We start from the raw sequence: 20,134 nt of genomic DNA on the forward strand, positions 1-20,134 counted from the left end.
GAGTCCTCCCTTCATCGGGTATCGGATGCACTGTTGACCGGCGTAACGCTGTATGTGATGTGTCCTGCCAAAATACCCTGCCGTCCGATATACGAGCACAGTGCTTCGGTCAGTCTCGGGGTTGCCTTGCTGTGATGCAGCCGCACAACTACCACGCCGGACGTGGAGGCGAAATACTGTACGGTCTGCGTATACGCTTCCGCCGCATTTTTCTCGGCATCGCCGCTGTCCAGACCGGCATCCCACAGGCGGTAGCCTGCACCGATGAGCACGCTGCGCTGTGCTTCGGTGAGCGCGTCGCTGCCGCTCTGGTTGGCGGCTATGCGGGCTGCCACACCGGTCAGCAGTGTCAGGCGCTCGTTCGCAGCGGCAAGGTCGGCCAGCATGTCTGCTCCTGTGGTTTTGCTGTCCGCCTGTAGCAGAAAGGCTGCCGTATGTCCTTCCGCTGCGATTCGGCGAACCAGATCATCGTCCCATTCGGAGGTATCCGTCGGCAGGAAAAACGCCGCCTGCCTGCCTGCGTCATGCAGATTGTCCAGAACAGCCGCCGTGTTTTCGTTCGGCGCGCCGTAATAGGCAAGATACACGCGGACCGGCTTCTTCGCCGGCTTTTCCTCTACCTTCGGTATTTCGATGGTATCGTTGTCCACCGGCTTTGCCGGTGCGGGATTGGTATTCGTGTTATTGCTGCGGTCCGACCCGGAAGTGCTGCCCTTGTAGTTGTCGATCGTGTTCTCAATCACCTTGGTATGCGCCGCAATAAACGCCGAATCGCTCTGTGCCGAGCCGTCCGCGACACGCAGCACATTTTCCCCCTGCAGGGTCAGTGAAGAATAGGTAAAGCCAAACTTCGCACAACACAGCTTGACCGGCACATAAACCGTTCCGTTCATCTCATACGCGGGTGTGGAATAGCTGTTCAGATTCTGATCGTACACATAGCCTTCCGCAGTCGAAAAGCTGAGCGTTTCGTCGTTTGCGGAAAGATCGAGCACGCCGTCATTCTCCGAGGCAGACACACCGAGCGTGGTAAACACACTGTACGGCACATAGGTTTCGCCGCCGAGACGTGCAGGCATGGTGCTCTCGTCGAGCGGCAGGATGGAGTCGTTTACCGCTGTCAGCGTCACCGCATGCGCCGGTGCAGGCAGAAACGTCAGCAGCAGCGCGGCACACAGCACACAGCTGATGATTTTTTTGATACGCACTCACTCCTTTCAGCAATTCGTACGAACATATTATACCAAAGCACAGCGGGTTTGTCACCCTTTCTGCCGAAAAACACCTTGCGTTGTGAGAATCGAGTGCTATAATAAAAGAGTACAAATTCTTATAAAGAAAGAGTGAATCAACCATGCTGCAGATCACAACACAGCGCACCACTACTCCTAAGGCAAAGCCGGACGAAAGCAGCCTCGGCTTTGGTGTTCATTATACCGATCACATGCTGATCATTGATCACGATGAGGAACAGGGCTGGCACGATGCCCGCATCGTACCGTATCAGCCGCTTGAGCTTGATCCGGCAGCGATGGTTTTCCATTACGCAATGGAGTCCTTTGAGGGTCTGAAGGCTTACCGCACCCCGGACGGCTCCATTCAGCTGTTCCGCCCGGACAAGAATGCACAGCGTATGATCAACACCAACCATCGTATGTGCCTGCCGAGCCTGCCGGTAGAGGATTTCGTTCAGGCTGTCAAGGCCATTGTTTCCTTCGATCAGGACTGGGTTCCGCACGCTGAGGGCACCAGCCTGTACATCCGTCCGTTTGTCATCGCTACCGAGCCGCATCTGGGCGTTCGCACCTCCCGCACCCACAAGTTCATCATCGTATGCTCTCCGGTCGGCGCTTACTACTCCACCGGCATCAATCCGGTTAAGATCTTCGTCGAGGATGAGTACACTCGTGCCTGCCCGGGCGGCACCGGCTTCACCAAGTGCGGCGGCAACTACGCTGCATCCCTGATCTCTCAGGTAAAGGCACACGAGCTGGGCTACGAGCAGACCCTGTGGCTGGACGGCGTTGAGCACAAGTACGTTGAGGAAGTCGGCTCCATGAACTGCTTCTTCAAGATCGACGGCACCGTTTACACCGCTCCGACCGTCGGCACCGTTCTGCCGGGCGTTACCCGTATGAGCTGCATCGAGCTGCTCAAGCACTGGGGCATTCCGGTATCCGAGGAGCGCCTGCCGATCGCTGACGTTATGAAGGCTTCCCACGATGGCAAGCTGGAAGAGGTATTCGGCACCGGTACCGCTGCAGTTATCTCTCCGGTTGGCGAGCTGCGCTACGAGGGCGATGTTGCTCACATCAACAACGGTGAGATCGGCGAAGTTACCCATAAGCTGTACAACACCCTGACCGGCATCCAGTGGGGCAAGCTGCCGGATGAGCTGGGCTGGACTGTAAAAATCGACTGATTCCGATAAAAAGGCAAAGCCTTTTAGCGGACGCGGTTTGCAAGCAAACCGACATTCAATAAAAAAGAGGCTGACAGCTGTGAACTGTCAGCCTCTTTTTTACAATGCAAGCGTGTGATATGGTTCGCCGCTCAGCGTTTTCCATGTAAAAACACCGTTTTCGAGTGTCATATAGCCATGTGCGGTATCATTTTTCGGGATGGACACTGAACCCGGGTTCAGATACAGGTTTTCCCTGCCAAACGGCTCCCATGCCGGAATATGCGTATGCCCGTGCAGCAGCACATCGCCCTTACGCAACGGCGGCGGTGTTTTCGTGTTGAATTGATGTCCGTGCGTGACATACACCAGCCGCTCCCCTGTCGGCAGGACGGCATAGTCCGCGAGGATTGGAAACTCGAGCACCATCTGATCCACCTCGGTGTCGCAGTTGCCGCGCACACATAGGATTGTATCCGCCATGCCGTTCAGCATGGCAATCACCTTCTTTGGCGCGTAATCGCGCGGCAGATCGTTTCTCGGACCGTGGTAAAGAATATCGCCGAGCAGCAGCAGACGCGCAGCCTGCTCGCGCTCGAACGCCTGCAGCAGCTGTTCGCAGTAGTATGCCGAGCCGTGAATATCGGATGCAATGAGAAATTTCATGCCGCGCCTCACCTGCCTGCCTGCTTTGGCACATCCACGATGGTGCCGCCGCCTACAACTACATCGCCGTCATACAGCACCGCCGCCTGACCGATCGCTGCGGCTCGCTGCGGCTCATCAAACACCAGCTTGACACGGCCGTCCTCCATCGGAGAAACCGTCACCGGCTGCTCCGCATGGCGGTAGCGAATCTTCGCCTTGATGTGGATTGGCTCGGTCAGCTCCGGAATCGAAATCCAGTTCATGTCATCTACGATCACAGTGTTCGAGAACAACGCCGCCTCCGGTCCGACCGAAACCGTGTTCTTCTCCATATCCTTGCCGCAGACGTACACCGGCTCACCCATCGCAAGACCGAGGCCGCGTCTCTGACCGACGGTATAGCGGACAGCACCCTCGTGCTTTCCCACCGGCTTGCCGTCTAAATCGAGGAAATCGCCTGCCGGATAGTGCTTGCCCGTGTACTGCTCCATGAACTTGACGTAATCGCCGTCCGGCACAAAGCAAATATCCTGGCTGTCGTGCTTGCGTGCGTTGCAGAAGCTGAGCTGCTCCGCCAGCTCGCGGATCTCCGGCTTGTTGCGGTCGCCCAGAGGAAATTTGGTGTGCGCAAGCTGCCGCTGCGTCATCGTGTACAGCACATAGCTCTGGTCCTTGCCCGCGTCCACGCCCTTTTTGAGCAGCCAGCGACCGGTCTGTTCATCCTGCTCAATGCGGGCATAGTGACCCGTGACAACGTAATACAGGCCGTGCTGCTCGGCAAAATCCAGCAGCTTGTCGAACTTCATAAAGCGGTTGCAGTCAATACAGGGATTGGGCGTGCCGCCTGCCTCATAGGTGCGGACAAACTTGCCGATGATCTTCTCCTGAAAATCCAGTGTAAAATCCAGCACCTCATACGGAATATCCAGCTGAAACGCAACCTCACTTGCGTCCTCGATATCCTTTTCCGAACAGCAGGTGCGGAAATTACATGCGCCGAGATCCTCGTTGCGGTACAGCCGCATGGTCGTGCCCATGCAGCGGAAGTCCGCCTGCCGCATCAGGTAAGCCGCGATCGAGCTGTCTACGCCGCCGCTCATCGCAATGAGTGCGGTCTTCTGTTCTGCGTTCTGCATCAATGCCGTCCTCTCTTTCGATATATTAAGTGGTAAGTAAAATTTTCATCAGATAGCAAAAAACTCCGAAAACCATGTGGTTTTCAGAGTTTCTGTGGTCGAGGTGACAGGATTTGAACCTGCGGCCTCTTCGTCCCGAACGAAGCGCTCTACCAAGCTGAGCCACACCTCGAAATCAAGCTGCCAACGCTTTTCCGTGACAGCTTTATTAGTATATCGCAGAAATCGCTTTCTGTCAACACTTTTTTGAAATTTTCCTTAAATTTTCTCGAGCAGCTTTGCCACCAGACGGCGCAGCTCTGCGCCGCGGCGCTCGGCAGTCTCGTTGACCTCAGCGCCCGAGAGCGGCTGCATAAGCACGCCCGCCGCCATATTGGTGATCATGGCAATACCGACGAGCGGCAGACCGCAATGCGCGGCCGCAATGACCTCGAACACGGTGGACATGCCGACCGCATCCGCGCCGAGCGTGCGGAACATGCGGATCTCCGCCGGTGTCTCAAACTGCGGGCCGTTTACGCCGCAGTATACACCCTGATGCAGCTTAAGACCGCAGTCCGCAGCGGCCTGCAGGGCTTTTTCACCGAGCTCATGGCTGTAGGCGAACGTCATATCCGGAAAACGAGTACCGAGTTCAGGATCGTTTTTGCCGGTCAGCGGACTTTTACCGGTCATGTTGATGTGGTCGGTGATCAGCATAAAATCACCCGCATGATAGCCGGTGTTGATGCCGCCGGAGGCATTCGTCACGACAAGCGCCTTCACACCCAACTCTTTCAGCACATAAACAGGATATGCCACCTCGTCCGGCGCGTAGCCCTCGTAGCCGTGCAGACGGCCCTGCATGCAGATAACGCGGCGTCCGGCCAGTGTGCCGCACACCATGCGTCCTGCGTGGTCGGGCGCGGTGGATACCTTGAAGTGCGGAATCTCGCCGTAAGGTACATACGTCGGGTTCTCCACCTCATCTGCCAGCGGGCCGATGCCCGAGCCGAGCACAAGTGCGATTTCGGGCACAAACGGCAGCTTTTCTTTAAGATATGCTGCAGATTCCACTACATTTGCTTTTGTCAGCATAGGTTGTCCCTCCTTACAGCCGACGCAGGATAGCGTCCGTGCGCTTCTGCGTTTCCGCCTTTACCTTTTCAATGTCAATGGTCTTGAATTCACCATCGCGGTACAGCACCTCGCCGTCTACCATGGTCAGGCGAACGTCTGCGCCCTGAGCCGCATAGACCACGTTGCAGGCGGCATCGGTCATCGGCGTAAACTGCGGCGTATCGGTATCGATGACGCACAAGTCAGCCTTATATCCAACCGCCAGCTTGCCGCAGTCAGTGCGTCCCTGCGAGAGCGCACCGGCGCGCGTTGCGGTGTGCAGCACCTGTGCAGGCGTCAGCAGTGTGGAATCGTGATAGAAACCCTTGTATACCACGCCGAACAGGTAAATATCCTGCAGAATATTCAGGTTGTTGTTGGAGGCTGCGCCGTCCGTGCCGAGCGCGATATTGATGCCCTTCTCCAGCATTTTCGGGATGTTCGCGTAGCCGGATGCCAGCTTGAGGTTGCTCGCCGGACAGCAGGCGACCGAAACATTGTGCTTCTTGAGGATATCGAAATCCTCGTCCTCCAGCCAGACGCAGTGCGCCGCCGTGGTCGGAGAATCGAAAATGCCGTGTGCCTCCATGTACGCCGCCGGCGTCAGGCCATGACGCTGCTTGCACTCCTCGTGCTCGGTCTGCGTCTCGGACAGGTGGATGTGGATACGCGCACCCGCGTCCTTCGCGTGAGCGGCTACCGCCTCGACCACCTTGGGTGTCGAGGTATACTCGCCGTGGATACACAGATCACCGATCAGACGGCCGCCCAGCTCGCCGTTCCACCCGTTCAGCAGGCGCAGATTGTCCTTGTAGGCGGCAAGGCTCTCGTAGTCGCTGTCGTCAAATACGGTCAGGCCGCGGCTGAGGTTGCACTTGATGCCGCTCTCGCGGATCGCGGGCATCATGCCGTCGAAGAAGAAATACATATCCGAGAACGAAACCGTACCGCTCGCCAGCATTTCCGCAATGGAAAGCTGCGTGCCGTAGTACGCCGCTTCGTCATCGATCTTGTCCTCAAACGGAAATACCTTCTCACCCAGCCAGCGCTGCAGCGGCAGATTCTCCGCGTAGCCGCGCAGCAGCGTCATCGGCGCGTGGCTGTGGACGTTGTAGAAGCCGCTCATCAGCAGACGGTGTCTGCCGTCGTAACGCTCACCGTAGTCCTCCTGCGGCTCGGTGTCACCGATATAGGCGATCTTGCCGTCCTTCACACCGACGTACTGCCCGCGTTTGAGCGCAAAATTCTCATCCAACAGATCAATGTTGCAAAAAAGCATTGTTTTCTCCTTTTCTCTTTACAGAACATGGTAATGCGGGATAATATCCTCGTATTCGCCGTCCTTGTTCAAAAATCCGCCCGGAATCACACCAAGCTGTGTGAATCCCAGCTTTTTGTACAGCGCAAGTGCGCCCTTGTTGCTCTTGACGACTGCGTTGAACTGCAGCACGCGGAATCCGCACGTTTTTCCCTGTGCAATGCAGTGCTTTACCAGTTTTTCACCGATATGCTGTCCGCGCACAGACTTTTTAACTGCATAGCTTGCGTTGCAGATATGACCGCAGCGGCCCACATTGTTCGGGTGCAGAATATACAGACCGACCAACTCACCGGTTTCCGTATTGTACGCCACGCCGGTATAGGTCTGCTCAGTGAAAAAGGCATGACCGGTCACCTCGTCCAGCTTTTCCATCTGCGGAAAGGCTTTGCCGTCCTCAACGACCTCGTTCCAAATTTCTGCTGCCTGTGCAGCGTCACGCTGCTCGTACTGCCGAATTTCGATCTGCATGGTATCTCATCCCTTGGGTTTTCTCTTATTATAGCATAGTGCAGGAGAAAAGAAAACTGTCGCATCGGCTGCAAACCGCGGAAACGCGCTGACGCCGCGCGGGCGCACAGTGTGCGCCCATTTCTCTGCCTCTACGCAACGTCAGATACCTTACTGCTACACATGCAGGTTACTCTCCGCAAGCGCGGCATGCATGACAGTGTCGCGCAACTCGTTGGTCTGGAGAATATTCTGCACAGCATTTGTGAATTATCTGCGACTTGCCGAACGATAACCCATTGCGTTCTCTCCCCTCTCAACTTTTCACTCCTCGCTCTTTCTTAAGGCAACACCGCACAATTAAAGCGGCGGCTCCTTGCGCAGGCTCCGGTCGCGCTGCCGCGGTGCTTTGCGGAAATTTTGTGTCCTGACTTTGGCTTCGGTTCCTTGCGCGAGTTCCGTCCGCGCTGCCGAAGTTTCACGGTAATACATCAAGTATTACCGCAAAACTGTGCCTCGTCAGTACGCAAAATTTACTCGCAAATCACTCTTGTTCAATTATGCGGTATTGCCTTAAAACGCCGAATACTTCAAAATGTCTTTTCGCATTCGCGCGATAATCCGCTTTTCCAGCCTTGAAATATAGCTTTGCGAGATACCCAGCAAATCTGCGACCTCCTTCTGCGTCAGCGCCTTCGGCGTGCCGATGCCGAACCGCAGCGAGATGATCTGCCGCTCTCTCGGCGGCAGATGACCCAGTGCACGATGCAGCAGCATTTTGTCCACATCATCCTCGAGCGGCCGCATGACGCTGTCCGGCTCGGTGCCGAGAATATCACTCAGCAGCAGCTCGTTGCCATCCCAGTCCGAGGACAGCGGCTCGTCGATGGAAACCTCGCTCCGCCGTCCGGCGATCTTGCGCAGGTGCATGAGGATCTCGTTCTCGATACACCGCGACGCATACGTCGCCAGCTTGACGTTTTTGTCGCTCCGGTAGGTGCTCACCGCCTTGATGAGTCCGATCGTTCCAATAGAAATTAAATCTTCCGTTCCCACACCGCTCGACTCAAACTTGCGCGCCAGGAACACCACCAGCCGCAGATTGTGCTCGATAAGACGGTTGCGCGCCGCAACATCGCCCCCGCTGTTCGCCTCCACGGCGGCGGCCTCCTCCTCCGGAGACAACGGCGGCGGCAGAACATCGCTGCCGCCGATATAATGTACGCCTTGCGCTCGAAACCGCCGCAAAACCATCTTTAACCACTGCAGAATTTTCATTTTTGCTCTCCCTTTCACACCCCGATAAGTCCCTCGTACGCGCCCTGTCCGATGGAGACCGCACCGACTGCACACACACAGTCGAGTGCCGTGCCGTCCGCTCTCAGCACGCTGTCCGGCCGGAAATACAGCAGCAGACCGCCATCCGTGCCGACCGCGTGAAACGGCAGCAGACCGCAGCGTGCAGCCAGATTTTCCGACAGAGCCGCCAACTGCGCGGACGCACTGCCAAACGGCAGTTTCGTGCCCAGCAGGCACTCGGCGGCCTTGCGCTCGAGCACCACGACCGGCTTTCCGGATACCGGTTCGATCAGGTCGTTGCCCGTGTCGTGCAGCACACGCACGGCGGTCTGCCGATTGCCGAACCGGATGGTCAGCGTTTCCGTTTCGCGGTGCAGCGCGCCGTGCTTCGCGTCTCCGCACAGGAGTATCCCGCTTGCCGCGTAGCCGACAGCTGCCGCCAGCACGAGCACCTGTATCGGCACCGCAAAGTAGTACCCACACGAGAGCAGCAGCCTCCTGCCGCTTGCGGCACTCAGCGCCGCCGCCAGTCCGGCGAACGAGGCCGCGACCACGCCGTACAGTGCACACAGCCGCGCAAGGTGCCGCTCTCTGCCGAAAGCGACCATGCACAGGCCCAGTCCTGCAAGCAGGCGCAGCGGCGCGAGTGTCAGCACCGGCCAGACCGCACCCAGCACGGCATAACCGCCGCCGAGTGCTGCTGAGAAAATCAGCCGCATTTTCCGCACCTGCACGCCGCCTAAGCGAGCCGCCGCAAGCAGCGTTGCGCCATCCATCAGCGCGTTGACGGCAAACAGCACATCCAGATAGACGACCATACCGCACCTCCCGAACAAGATTCAGTATAGCACGGACAACGTGCACGTTTTGCCGAATAAAGAGCGTAAAATGCCCGAAGCCGCTCTACCATAAGGTAGAACAGCTTCAGGCAAAGAGTAGTATGTAAGTAAGATGTGGTCGAAATGAGAAAAGGTATAAAAAAACAGCAAGAGTCCTGCACCTTTTATCGGTATCAGCCCCCTTGCTGTGTCTTTATCATACTGCAAAATCGGCAGCTTGTCACCTGTCGTTTTTTACAAAATTCCCAGTAACTCTATCGGTTATTTTTGGAGTGCGTACTGTGCCAGCAGCTTTGCCGCGTCCTCGACATCGGAAACCGCACACAGCTCGCTCGGAGAATGGATATAGCGAGTCGGGATGGAGACCGCGCCTGCCTGCACGCCTGCGCGCGCCTTCTGCAGCGCCGACGTATCCGTGCCGCCGCACAGCAGGATTTCGCGCTGCGCGGATACACCGCAGTCCTTCGCCGCCTGCTCGAGCGCATCTACAACCGCCGGTGTGCAGATAACCGAGCGGTCCATCACCTTGACTGCCGGTCCCTTGCCCAGCTCGACCGCCATCGCGGACTTCATCTCCGGCAGGTCGCCGGTATCGGTCACGTCCACTGCGATAGCCGCATCCGGCTCAACTGCGAACGCTGCCGCGCCTGCGCCGCGCAGGCCAACCTCCTCCTGTGCCGTAAACACGAAGTACAGGTCGTTCTCGATTTCCTTGTCCGCCAACTGCTCCATCATCAGCAGGAGTGTCACACAGCCGATGCGGTTGTCCAGATACGGGCCGCACAGCACGCCGTTCTGCTCGAACCGCGGTGCTTCGTACACGGCAAAATCGCCGATCTGCACCAGTTTGCGCGCTTCATCGGCATTCTTTGCACCGATGTCGATGAACAGATTATCCAGTGTCAAATCCTTGAGCGGCGTCTTTTCCTCGTACGAGATCACGCCGCGCGTGCCGTTGGCAAACTTCACCTGAATATTCAGCAGGTCGCCGACATACAGGCCGCCGATCTGCGAAAAACGGATAAAGCCCTTGTCCTCAATATAGGTGGCAACCACACCGATAGAGTCCATATGCGCGGCAAACAACAGCTTTTTGCCATTCTTTGCGCCTTTTTTGCGGCAGATGAGGTTGCCGAGTGCATCCGTCGTCACATCGTCGATATACGCGCCTGCAATCTCCGCGATGGTCTCGCGGACCGCATCCTCACGGCCGGAAGGGCCGAATGCCCCCGCGACCGTGTTCCATAAATCAAAAATCTTGCTCATTCGTCGTTCCCTCCGAGTTCTTCCAGAAATGCGCGTGCGGCAGCGAGCACCGCTTCGCAGTCGGCTACTGCCGCCACCGAGGACGGCGAGTGAATATAGCGTACCGGAGCCGCAGCCGCGCACACGCGCACGCCCGCACGGCTCTTGTGGATGCGGCCTGCGTCCGTGCCGCCAGCTACGCGCGTTTTCGTCTGCCAGCAGATGCCGCGCTTGTCGCAGGCATTGCGCAGAAGTTCAAACAGCTCCGCATCGTAGATAGTCGCGCCATCCATGAACGGCAGAACCACACCGCCGCGTACACGGCAAACAGCTTTGCCGCCTTCCACCTCTGCGAGATCAGCAGCTGTCGTACCCTCGAGCACCATTGCAAATCCTGGGTCGAGCGCATACGCCATGCTTGCCGCACCGCGCAGACCAACTTCCTCCTGCACAGTAAAGCAGAACCAGGTGTCGATCGGCGGCTCGTCCTCGATGAGCTTGAGGAGCGCAGCACAGCCGACGCGGTCATCAATCGCCTTGGCCTTGATAAGACCGTCGCCGAACTCGACAACCGCCGAGTCGAACACGCCGTAATCGCCAAGCGAAACCTTGTCCTCGGCGGCAGCTTTGCTCGCTGCACCGATGTCGATATACAAATCCTTGGTCTTGGGCATGGTGCGGCGCTCTGCTGCGGTCGTCAAATGAACTGCCTTGATGCCGATCACGCCCTGCACATCACCGAAGCGAACCGGTCGGCCGATGACAACACGCGGGTCCACGCCGCCGACAAAGCCGAACTTCAGCATGCCGTCGTCCGTAATCTGCTTGATGATAACGCCGACCTCGTCCATGTGTGCGCACACAACGACCGGACGCTCGAGCGCCTTTTTGCCCTTTCGGAACACCATAATGTTGCCGATGGCATCGGTCTTTATCTCGTCCGCGAACGGCTTTACCTTCTCGAGCACAAACTCGCGCACCGCATCCTCACAGCCGGACGGCCCCGGCAGCGCGCACAGCTGCTTCATCAGTTCGATCATGCGCCCACCTCCCCGTCAAATTCGCGCAGGAATTCTGCCATCAGGTCAGCGACTGCCTGCACATCAGACAGCTCCACAACCTCGACCGGCGTATGCATGTATTTTTCCGGAATGGACAGCAGACCCATTGCGATACCGCGGCCGACGATCTGCATCGTCCACGCATTCGTGCCGGTGTTGCCCTCCATGATTTCAAGCGTATAGTCGATGTCGTTCGCCTTGGCGGTCTTGATGAGCGCCTTGGTAAAGCCGCGATGCAGGTTCGGTCCCATGCCGACTGCCACGCCGCTGCCGAGGTCGAACACACCGTCCGACGGACCGTCCGGCGTTCTGCCGTGGGTCACGTCCACCGCGATGGCGTACTCCGGCTGAACCGTAAACGCGCCGGTCTGTGCACCCAGCTCGGTGACCTCCTCCTGCGTGCTGATGAGCACTGCGACATTGCACTTCAGCTTGTCCTTTGCCGCGTGCAGCTTCTCCATCGCCAGCAGGATGGCGGCAACGCCTGCGCGGTCGTCAAGGCACTTGCTGCAAAGCTGACCGCCCGCCAGCTTGATCGGCTGCTGCGCGAACACGATCGGCGTGCCGACACGAATGCGGCTTTTGGCATCGAGCAGACCGGTGTCGATCGCCATCTGGTCGATGGGGACGGACTTGTTCTGCTCACCTGCCTTGAGCAGATGCGGCGGCATGCAGGATACCACGCCGTATAGCGGCTCGTCTGCGAGAATGGTCACCTCACCGCCGAGCAGCATGCGCGGGTCCACACCGCCGACCGGCGCGAACCGCAGAAAGCCGCCGTCCAGTACCTCGGTGACAAGAAAGCCGATCTGGTCGAGATGCGCGTCCAGAAGGACGGTTTTCGCGCCCTCTTTACCGCAGGACAAGCTGCCGATCACATTGCCGTTCTTGTCCGCGTCCACGGTGTCGCAGTACGGCCGGAACAGCTCCGCGACGGCCTTTGCCGCCTGCATTTCAAAGCCGCTGACCGCCGGCAGCGCGCACAGCGTCCGCAGCGTTTGTTCTAACTGCAAGGAAATTCCTCCTTTTTCGTCTTTTGTCGTACAGGTTCTATTATAACCGTTTCATTGCTCGGTTACAAGGCACAGCAAATGAAAAAGGCACCGAATCGGTGCCTTTTTCATGTTTATCAGATTTCCTCGCCGGTCGGGAGGTACAGCTTATCCATCACGCGGACACAGCCGTTTTCAAAGGTGGGTTCCAGCGTGATTTCACCATCCTGCTTGATGGTGCCGAGCGTCGTGCCGAAGCGGTCAAAGCAGGTAACGGTATGCTCATCCGTGCGGAGCGCATACACGCCTGCGCCGTCGGTCGGCAGTGCGCCCGGACGGCCGTTCGGGCACTTCACGCGGAACAGAACCTTGTTCGTGCCGTCCGCGTCACAGCGGATGTACTCGTATTCCTTGTCGTTAATCCAGTGGCTGTAAATGTTCTGACCGACCTCATCGAACGCATTCTGATAGGTCTTTGTCAGCTTTCTGCCGTTAAAGTTGTACAGCGCATAGTAGCCTGTATTCTCGGAGTAGATGTAGGTATCACTGTACTGATTGAGATACAGACCGCCCGAGCTGGATGCAATGCGCTTGCCGCCTGCGATAATGGCAGCCGAATTATTGCCCCACACAGTAAAGCGGTCTCCCGCACCATCACGAATCTCCATCTTGCTGCGGTCAAACGCAAAATTCATGCTCCACAGGGTCTTGCCGGTGGTGTCGATGGCACGAATAGTCTTGCCGTCCACGTTGACAACCGCCTTGCCGTCCTTGAAGTTGGTCATGCGATCATAAGTCGCCGTGCTCTTAGTGCCGTCAGCCAGCGCAATGTAGTCCTTACCGTAAGTCACCTTGGTGATGTCCATCGGACACAGCCAGCCTGCCTGCTCGCCGTCTGCGACAAGAATGCGGTAATCCTCCAGTTTTTCGCCGGTTTTGAGGTTCACCACGTCATATTTCGTGCCGTTTTCCATCGTCACACCGGCCCATACACCGAGCATAGTAATATTCTCGAAGGTGCCCTTGGTATCCTTATAATCGGTCAGCAGCTTTTTGCCCTTTGCGTTCTCGATGTGCATCTGCGACCGTGCACCGGCACCGCCCTCATCGTCCATGACAACGGCGTACTCTGCCGCAGTCTCGCCGCTCGGCACCTCGGCATACTTGGTATCATACAGGCGCAGCATGGTCGCGATGGACTGCTCGCGTGTATAGCTGTTATTCGGTGCAAAACGATTGCCGCTGACGCCGTTCATTACGCCCTGATTGTAGACCCAGTACACATCATTCCGTGCCCACGCCTGAATATCCGCGCCGTCCGCGAAAACGTGCGGCATACGGTCCTTTACGTTGTCCTTGGCATTCTTGCGCAGATTGCCCAGACGGTGCAGCATGCTTGCCGCCTGCTGACGGGTCAGCTGCTGCTGCGGTGCAAACTTTCCGCCGCCGACACCGTTTACCACGCCCAGAGCCGCGCAGAGCAGCACATCCTCATCCTTGGTATCCGAGAAGGAGACCACAGCCTTATCAACGGATTTTACGTTGCCGCTCTTTTCCCAAGTGTGGTAAACCGCTGCCGCCAGCGCGCAGAAATCCGCACGGGTGATGCTCTGCGTGTACGCCTGATCGACCTGCTCCGGCACAATGCCCGCGTTCCGCGCGGTATCCACCGCCGACTTGGCCCAACTGCTCGGCGCTTCCGCTGCCGCAGCTGCCGTTACCAGCATAGCCGCAGATAAAATCGCTGCAATCGTTCGTTTCATAGAAAATCCTCCTTTTAATTCAGCGGTCAGTGATGTGTTTTCTTTGTTCCCGGTATCGCGCGCTGTTTTCTGATCGCTGCATTGTATTTGACGTTGGTATCTGCAAAAGGTTCCCAGATTTATCGGGTAATGTCAAAAAAATCATTGACGGTGCAGGTCTGCAGCATACCGTCCGGCGTGTAGTATTCATCCCGCAGGACGCGCTGCTGCTCGTCATACCATATTTTCTCGGTTACGCCGTCCCTGCTGACGCAGACTGCGGTGTGCTCAGCGTCGTCATACGTCCACTCGTTGTCCTGCATCATTTCGTAATTCGGATCATGCACATCATTTTCCATGTGCAGCGTGGAGCCGCGTGCATCCTTCACCGTAATCCATGCACCGGTCAGCACACCCTCGAAAACCGTACTGGTTCTGGTCGTTTCTCCGGTTTTGGGATTGTATTCCGACACCGCCTGTGACTGCATGTTGCCCGCCGTGTCGTAACTCTGCTCCAGATACGGTTCTTCCTCGTCTCCGCGATAGGTGTAAGTCTCTATTCCGTCCGCATTCGCTGTGCGAATGATACGCCCCTGCTCGTCATACTCTGTGTAAGAAACCGTCTTTACACCGCAGGTTGTGGAATACCATGTCATTTGGCTGCCGCTGTAAACCTTGCGTTCGCTGGAACTCACACCGAACGGACGCTTGCAATTCAGCGACCAGATCTCGCGGTTCTGCGCATCGTAGCCGGTGATTCTGAGATAGGACCATTCCTTCTCATCCGGTATCACGCGCGTTGTCTTTTGCTGTTCAATCCGAGCAGCAGGCTGCATATACGCCAAAAGTGTCCAGTTTTCCGCTGTCGGACGGACATACCGCAGTCCGTTCATCGATAAGCCGCCGAAAACAACGCCGCAGCAGACGGCAGTGCTCGCCGCCAGCATTCCGGCTCGTTTAAGAATGTTCAGCTTCACCCAAACACCTCCTCAGCGGGTGACATCGGTGTATGTTGTTGTAATCTCACGCGAAAAACCATCCTCCGAAAAGCTATATGCATTTTTTATCCAGCGTCCCTGTTCGTCATACCAGTATTTCTCGGTCGTGCCCTCCGCCTCGTCCACACAGGTGGCCGTGCGCGCGGCATCGTCATACGTCCACTGATAGTCACAGGTTCTCATCTGTCCGCCCGCGCTGACATGCACTTGCTTTACGATGTTGCCATGCGAATCCAGTATGCAGTACTGCGAGGCAAGATAGGTACCATCGTCTTCGTATATGTCCATATTGGTGACGGTACTGCCTGTTTGCGGGTCGGTTTCGGTGATCTTGCGGCCGGTCAACGCGCCCTGCGCGTTGTGCGTTTCCTCCAGATACGTTTCAGTCGCATCGCCGCGGTAGTAATACGTCGATATGCCGCCATAGTCGGTTTCCATACGGATAAGCCGTCCCTGTTCATCATACTGGCAAACCGAGTCCGCTTTTCCGCCCTGACCGAAGAAATACCGCGCCGATATATTGCCGATGTACACATCACGGCTGCTGCCGACCGATGCCAGCTTGCCGAATGTCGTGCGCGACCAAATCTCGCGGTTCTGTGCATCGTATCCGGTGACAGTGTAGGTCGGGTCGCCCTCACCGAAGTCCATAACGCACTGCTCGATGCGTTCCGCCGGTGCGACCCACGGCAGCAGCCACCAGTTATCTGCCGTTGGCCTCATGTAGCGTAAGCCATTCACCGCCAGCGCCCCGAAAACACCGGCTGTACAGGCGGCAGTTGCCGCCGTCAACATTCCCACACGTTTGAGCAGATCTCTGTTCATAAACATCCGCCTTTCTCTATCTAATTGTCCTGCCTGTCTTATCTGGTTTCAGTATAGCATAAATTTTTCCGGAAGGATATATCTCTTTGTATTTTGAAACAGAAATGTATCATGCAGCGGCAAAATCGTTTGTCCGCGTCTGGTTGTCGGTGATGCGAGAGCGCACTGTACTCCCCTACGATTGCGCGTGTGCAGATGAATTTACAGGCGGTGAGCCGAAAGGTCGCACCCCAGGGCACCTTCTCTTGCCCTGACGGGCAATTCACCTTGCCGCACCCTATGGTAAAGTCTAACATCGGATATAATTCGCGTATGTTATGAAATAAACGCAAAAAAATCCCGCAGAGAAAACCTCTGCGGGATTTATTATGCTATTTCAGCAAGCGCTTTGCGCGATCTTACGCCTCGGGAGCGTACAGATCCTGCAGGCGCTTCAGGTGAGCGTAACGCTTGGTAGACTCTACCTCGGAACGCTCGAACAGGCCCTCTGCACGATCCGGGAATGCACGGGTCAGTGCGGAGTAACGAGCCTCGTTCATCATGAACTTGCGGTAATCCTCGGTCTTAGGCTCCTTGGACTCCAGAATGAACGGGTTCTTGCCCTCGTCAGCCAGCTGCGGGTTGAAGCGGAACAGGTTCCAGTAACCGCAGTCAACAGCCTTCTTCATCTCAGCCTGGCAGTTGGTCATGCCGCCCTTGATGGAGTGCATCTCACACGGAGCATAGCCGATTACCAGCGACGGGCCCGGATAAGCCTCAGCCTCAGCGATGGCCTTCAGGGTCTGAGCCGGGTTAGCGCCCATAGCTACCTGTGCAACGTAAACGTAGCCGTAGCTCATAGCGATCTCAGCAAGGCTCTTCTTCTTGGTGGTCTTACCGGAAGCTGCGAACTGTGCAACAGCGCCGATGTTGGTAGCCTTGGAAGCCTGTCCGCCGGTGTTGGAGTAAACCTCGGTATCGAATACCATAACGTTTACGTCCTTGCCGGATGCCAGAACGTGATCCAGACCGCCGAAGCCGATATCATATGCCCAGCCGTCGCCGCCGAAGATCCAAACGGACTTCTTAGCGAGGTATTCCTTGTGAGCCAGAACATCCTTGCAGTCCGGGCAGCCTGCTGCTGCGCCCTTTTCGAGCTCTGCAACCAGTGCCTTTGCCGGCTCAGCGTTAGCAGCGCCGTTGTCCTTGGTATCCATGAAGGTGTTGACAGCGTTCTTGAAGTCGTCGGTAGCGTTCTCAGAGCCAGCCATAACCTCGAGCTTGGAGATCAGGCGCTCACGGAGAGCTTCCTGGCCGTAGTACATGCCAAGGCCGTGCTCTGCGTTATCCTCGAACAGGGAGTTAGCCCATGCCGGACCGTGGCCGTTTGCATCAACGGTGTACGGGGAGGTAGCAGCCGGACCGCCCCAAATGGACGAACAGCCGGTAGCGTTGGAGATGTACATGCGGTCGCCGCAAACCTGAGTGATCAGGCGGGCGTAAGAGGTCTCTGCACAGCCTGCGCAGGAACCGGAGAACTCAAGCAGCGGCTTCTTGAACTGCGAATCCTTTACGGAGTTCGTGGAGATCATGTCGGCCTTCTCGGAAACCTTTGCTACGCAGTAATCAAATGCATCCTGCTGAGCAGCCTCGTCAGCCTGCGGAACCATAGTCAGGGACTTGGTCGGGCAAACGCCGATACATACGCCGCAGCCCATGCAGTCGAGCGGAGATACAGCCATGGTGTACTTGTAAACGCCCTTGCCCTTGCCGGCCTTGATGTCAACCAGCTTGGTGGAAGCCGGTGCAGCAGCAGCCTCTTCCTCAGTCAGAGCGAACGGACGAATGGTAGCGTGCGGGCAAACGTAAGCACACTGGTTACACTGAACACAGGTAGCCTCGTTCCACTGCGGAACGGTAACTGCTACGCCGCGCTTCTCGTAAGCAGCTGCGCCGTGCTCGAAGGAGCCGTCAACATGCTCGCCTGCGAATGCGGATACCGGCAGGGAGTCGCCGTCCATGCGGCCGATCGGCTCCATAACGTCCTTGACCATCTTGACAACTTCCGGACGGCCCTGCAGATCGCGGGTATCAGCCTCGTCCTGTGCGTCAGCCCAGTCAGCCGGTACGTCGATCTTCTTGAATGCGGTAGCGCCGATGTCGATAGCCTTGTGGTTCATATCAACGATGTCCTGGCCCTTCTTCAGGTAGGACTTGGTAGCAGCGTCCTTCATGAACTGGATAGCCTGCTCGCTCGGCATTACCTTAGCCAGTGCGAAGAATGCAGACTGCAGAATGGTGTTGGTGCGCTTGCCCATGCCGATCTCGATAGCGAGGTCGATAGCGTTGATGGTGTAAAGCTGAACGTCGTTCTTAGCAATGTAGCGCTTCTCGGAAGCTGCCAGATGCTTGCTCAGCTCTTCCGGAGTCCACTGGCAGTTGATGAGGAATACGCCGCCCGGCTTAACGTCACGCACGATCGGGAAGTGCTTGGTGATGTAGGACGGGTTGTGGCATGCTACGAAGTCAGCCTTGTTGATGTAGTAAGGAGAACGGATCGGCTTGTCGCCAAAACGCAGATGCGAAACGGTTACGCCGCCGGTCTTCTTGGAGTCGTACTGGAAGTAAGCCTGTACGAACTTGTCAGTGTGGTCACCGATGATCTTGATGGAGTTCTTGTTCGCACCAACGGTACCATCGCCGCCGAGACCCCAGAACTTGCACTCGGTCGTGCCTTCTGCTGCGGTGTTCGGTGCCGGCTTCTCCTCGAGGGACAGGTAGGTAACGTCGTCGTTGATGCCCAGGGTGAACATCTTCTTCGGCTCTGCCTTAGCCAGCTCCTCGTATACAGCGAATACGGAGGACGGGGGCGTATCCTTGGAACCCAGACCGTAACGGCCGCCGGTTACTACCTTATCGGTGATGCCTGCATCAGCCAGAGCGGTAACAACGTCCATGTAAAGCGGCTCGCCCTGGGAGCCCGGCTCCTTGGTGCGGTCGAGGACTGCGATCTTCTTAGCGGTCTCCGGGATAGCTGCGATCAGCTTGTCAGCACGGAACGGACGGTACAGACGAACCTTAACCAGGCCGACCTTCTCGCCGTGTGCGTTCAGGTAATCGATAACTTCCTCTGCAACGTCGCAGATGGAGCCCATAGCGATGATAACGCGGTCAGCGTCAGCAGCGCCGTAGTAGTTGAACAGCTGGTAGTTGGTGCCGAGCTTGGCATTTACCTTGCCCATGTACTCCTCAACGATGCCCGGAACAGCTTCATAGAACTTGTTGGAAGCCTCGCGGTGCTGGAAGAATACGTCGCCGTTCTCGTGAGAGCCGCGCATCATAGCGTGCTCCGGGTTCAGTGCGCGCTTGCGGAATGCTTCAACAGCATCCATGTCGCACATTTCCTTCAGATCCTCGTAATCCCAAACCTGGATCTTCTGGATCTCGTGGGAGGTACGGAAGCCGTCGAAGAAGTTGATGAACGGAACGCGGGACTTAATGGTAGCCAGATGTGCTACTGCAGACAGGTCCATGACCTCCTGCGGGTTGGTCTCAGCCAGCATAGCGAAACCAGTCTGGCGGCAAGCCATAACGTCGGAATGGTCACCGAAGATGTTCAGTGCATGAGATGCAACGGTACGAGCGGAAACGTGGAATACACACGGAAGCAGCTCGCCTGCGATCTTGTACATATTCGGGATCATCAGAAGAAGACCCTGAGAAGCGGTGTAGGTGGTGGTCAGCGCACCTGCTGCCAGAGAACCGTGTACGGTACCCGCCGCACCTGCCTCGGACTGCATTTCGATTACCTTAACGGTAGTACCGAAAATGTTCTTCTGACCTGCGGCAGCCCACTGGTCAACGCTGTCTGCCATGGGGCTGGACGGGGTGATCGGATAGATACCCGCAACTTCGGTAAACGCGTACGATACGTGCGCGGCCGCAGTGTTGCCGTCCATGGACTTCATCTTTCTTGCCATGTTGATGTCCTCCTATAAAAAATTATAATTCTCAATCGGAATTAAAAGCCCTCGTTTTGGTGTATTTTAACCTAAACTAAGCCTTACCTGCCCCTTCATTGTAGCACTCACGCACAAAGTTGT

General features: G+C 56.8%; 16 protein-coding genes and 1 tRNA gene. 1 reads left to right on the plus strand and 16 read right to left on the minus strand.

From position 1 onward, the window contains the following. Positions 1 to 11 precede the first annotated feature (11 nt). Positions 12 to 1,208, minus strand: coding sequence for a hypothetical protein (locus PGY33_RS01605; RefSeq protein WP_118478936.1), 1,197 nt, complete (start codon positions 1,206 to 1,208; stop codon positions 12 to 14). Positions 1,209 to 1,354: 146 nt separating this feature from the next. On the opposite strand from PGY33_RS01605, the gene PGY33_RS01610 reads away from it, so the two are divergent. After that, the gene (locus tag PGY33_RS01610; protein ID WP_118478934.1) at positions 1,355 to 2,422 is read left to right on the plus strand and encodes a branched-chain amino acid aminotransferase; all 1,068 of its coding nucleotides are present in this window, start codon (positions 1,355 to 1,357) and stop codon (positions 2,420 to 2,422) included. A 99-nt stretch (positions 2,423 to 2,521) separates the two neighbouring features. Here the strand turns inward: PGY33_RS01610 and yfcE are convergent, their stop codons facing one another. From yfcE to nifJ, 15 genes are all read right to left on the minus strand, one after another. Continuing rightward, complete coding sequence (yfcE, locus tag PGY33_RS01615) at positions 2,522 to 3,067, minus strand: phosphodiesterase (protein ID WP_118478932.1); 546 nt, start codon at positions 3,065 to 3,067, stop codon at positions 2,522 to 2,524. A gap of 8 nt (positions 3,068 to 3,075) precedes the next feature. Beyond that, positions 3,076 to 4,185 (minus strand): tRNA 2-thiouridine(34) synthase MnmA, encoded by a 1,110-nt coding sequence (gene mnmA, locus PGY33_RS01620; RefSeq protein WP_270477040.1) that lies wholly within the window; start codon positions 4,183 to 4,185, stop codon positions 3,076 to 3,078. A gap of 95 nt (positions 4,186 to 4,280) precedes the next feature. After that, positions 4,281 to 4,357: transfer RNA gene (locus PGY33_RS01625), tRNA-Pro, on the minus strand. A gap of 86 nt (positions 4,358 to 4,443) precedes the next feature. Beyond that, entirely contained in the window at positions 4,444 to 5,262 is an 819-nt protein-coding gene (locus PGY33_RS01630; RefSeq protein WP_118478930.1) for a purine-nucleoside phosphorylase, read from the minus strand. 13 nt (positions 5,263 to 5,275) lie between these two features. Then, complete coding sequence (locus PGY33_RS01635) at positions 5,276 to 6,562, minus strand: amidohydrolase (RefSeq protein ID WP_118478928.1); 1,287 nt, start codon at positions 6,560 to 6,562, stop codon at positions 5,276 to 5,278. An 18-nt stretch (positions 6,563 to 6,580) separates the two neighbouring features. After that, positions 6,581 to 7,072: a GNAT family N-acetyltransferase gene (locus tag PGY33_RS01640; protein ID WP_118478926.1), complete on the minus strand. Its 492-nt coding sequence runs from the start codon at positions 7,070 to 7,072 to the stop codon at positions 6,581 to 6,583. Positions 7,073 to 7,624: 552 nt separating this feature from the next. Further along, positions 7,625 to 8,329: an RNA polymerase sporulation sigma factor SigE gene (sigE, locus tag PGY33_RS01645; RefSeq protein ID WP_118478924.1), complete on the minus strand. Its 705-nt coding sequence runs from the start codon at positions 8,327 to 8,329 to the stop codon at positions 7,625 to 7,627. Positions 8,330 to 8,343: 14 nt separating this feature from the next. Beyond that, positions 8,344 to 9,168 (minus strand): sigma-E processing peptidase SpoIIGA, encoded by an 825-nt coding sequence (locus PGY33_RS01650; RefSeq protein WP_118478922.1) that lies wholly within the window; start codon positions 9,166 to 9,168, stop codon positions 8,344 to 8,346. 282 nt (positions 9,169 to 9,450) lie between these two features. Beyond that, positions 9,451 to 10,455 (minus strand): M42 family metallopeptidase, encoded by a 1,005-nt coding sequence (locus PGY33_RS01655; RefSeq protein ID WP_270418089.1) that lies wholly within the window; start codon positions 10,453 to 10,455, stop codon positions 9,451 to 9,453. After that, positions 10,452 to 11,474 carry a M42 family metallopeptidase gene (locus PGY33_RS01660; RefSeq protein ID WP_118478918.1) on the minus strand — a complete coding sequence of 341 codons (1,023 nt, stop codon included), beginning with the start codon at positions 11,472 to 11,474 and terminating at the stop codon, positions 10,452 to 10,454. Before PGY33_RS01660 ends, PGY33_RS01655 begins: the two co-directional genes overlap by 4 nt. Further along, positions 11,471 to 12,508 carry a M42 family metallopeptidase gene (locus tag PGY33_RS01665; protein WP_118478916.1) on the minus strand — a complete coding sequence of 346 codons (1,038 nt, stop codon included), beginning with the start codon at positions 12,506 to 12,508 and terminating at the stop codon, positions 11,471 to 11,473. Before PGY33_RS01665 ends, PGY33_RS01660 begins: the two co-directional genes overlap by 4 nt. A gap of 116 nt (positions 12,509 to 12,624) precedes the next feature. Further along, the gene (locus PGY33_RS01670; protein WP_118478914.1) at positions 12,625 to 14,250 is read right to left on the minus strand and encodes an S-layer homology domain-containing protein; all 1,626 of its coding nucleotides are present in this window, start codon (positions 14,248 to 14,250) and stop codon (positions 12,625 to 12,627) included. 119 nt (positions 14,251 to 14,369) lie between these two features. After that, positions 14,370 to 15,206 (minus strand): hypothetical protein, encoded by an 837-nt coding sequence (locus tag PGY33_RS01675; protein ID WP_118753425.1) that lies wholly within the window; start codon positions 15,204 to 15,206, stop codon positions 14,370 to 14,372. A 12-nt stretch (positions 15,207 to 15,218) separates the two neighbouring features. Further along, positions 15,219 to 16,052 (minus strand): hypothetical protein, encoded by an 834-nt coding sequence (locus PGY33_RS01680; RefSeq protein WP_270477043.1) that lies wholly within the window; start codon positions 16,050 to 16,052, stop codon positions 15,219 to 15,221. 398 nt (positions 16,053 to 16,450) lie between these two features. Next, the gene (gene nifJ / locus PGY33_RS01685; protein WP_118360709.1) at positions 16,451 to 20,011 is read right to left on the minus strand and encodes a pyruvate:ferredoxin (flavodoxin) oxidoreductase; all 3,561 of its coding nucleotides are present in this window, start codon (positions 20,009 to 20,011) and stop codon (positions 16,451 to 16,453) included. Between the last annotated feature and the right edge of the window lie 123 nt (positions 20,012 to 20,134).

Source organism: Butyricicoccus sp. AF18-9LB (genome assembly GCF_027684505.1).
GTDB lineage: Bacteria > Bacillota > Clostridia > Oscillospirales > Butyricicoccaceae > Agathobaculum > Agathobaculum butyriciproducens.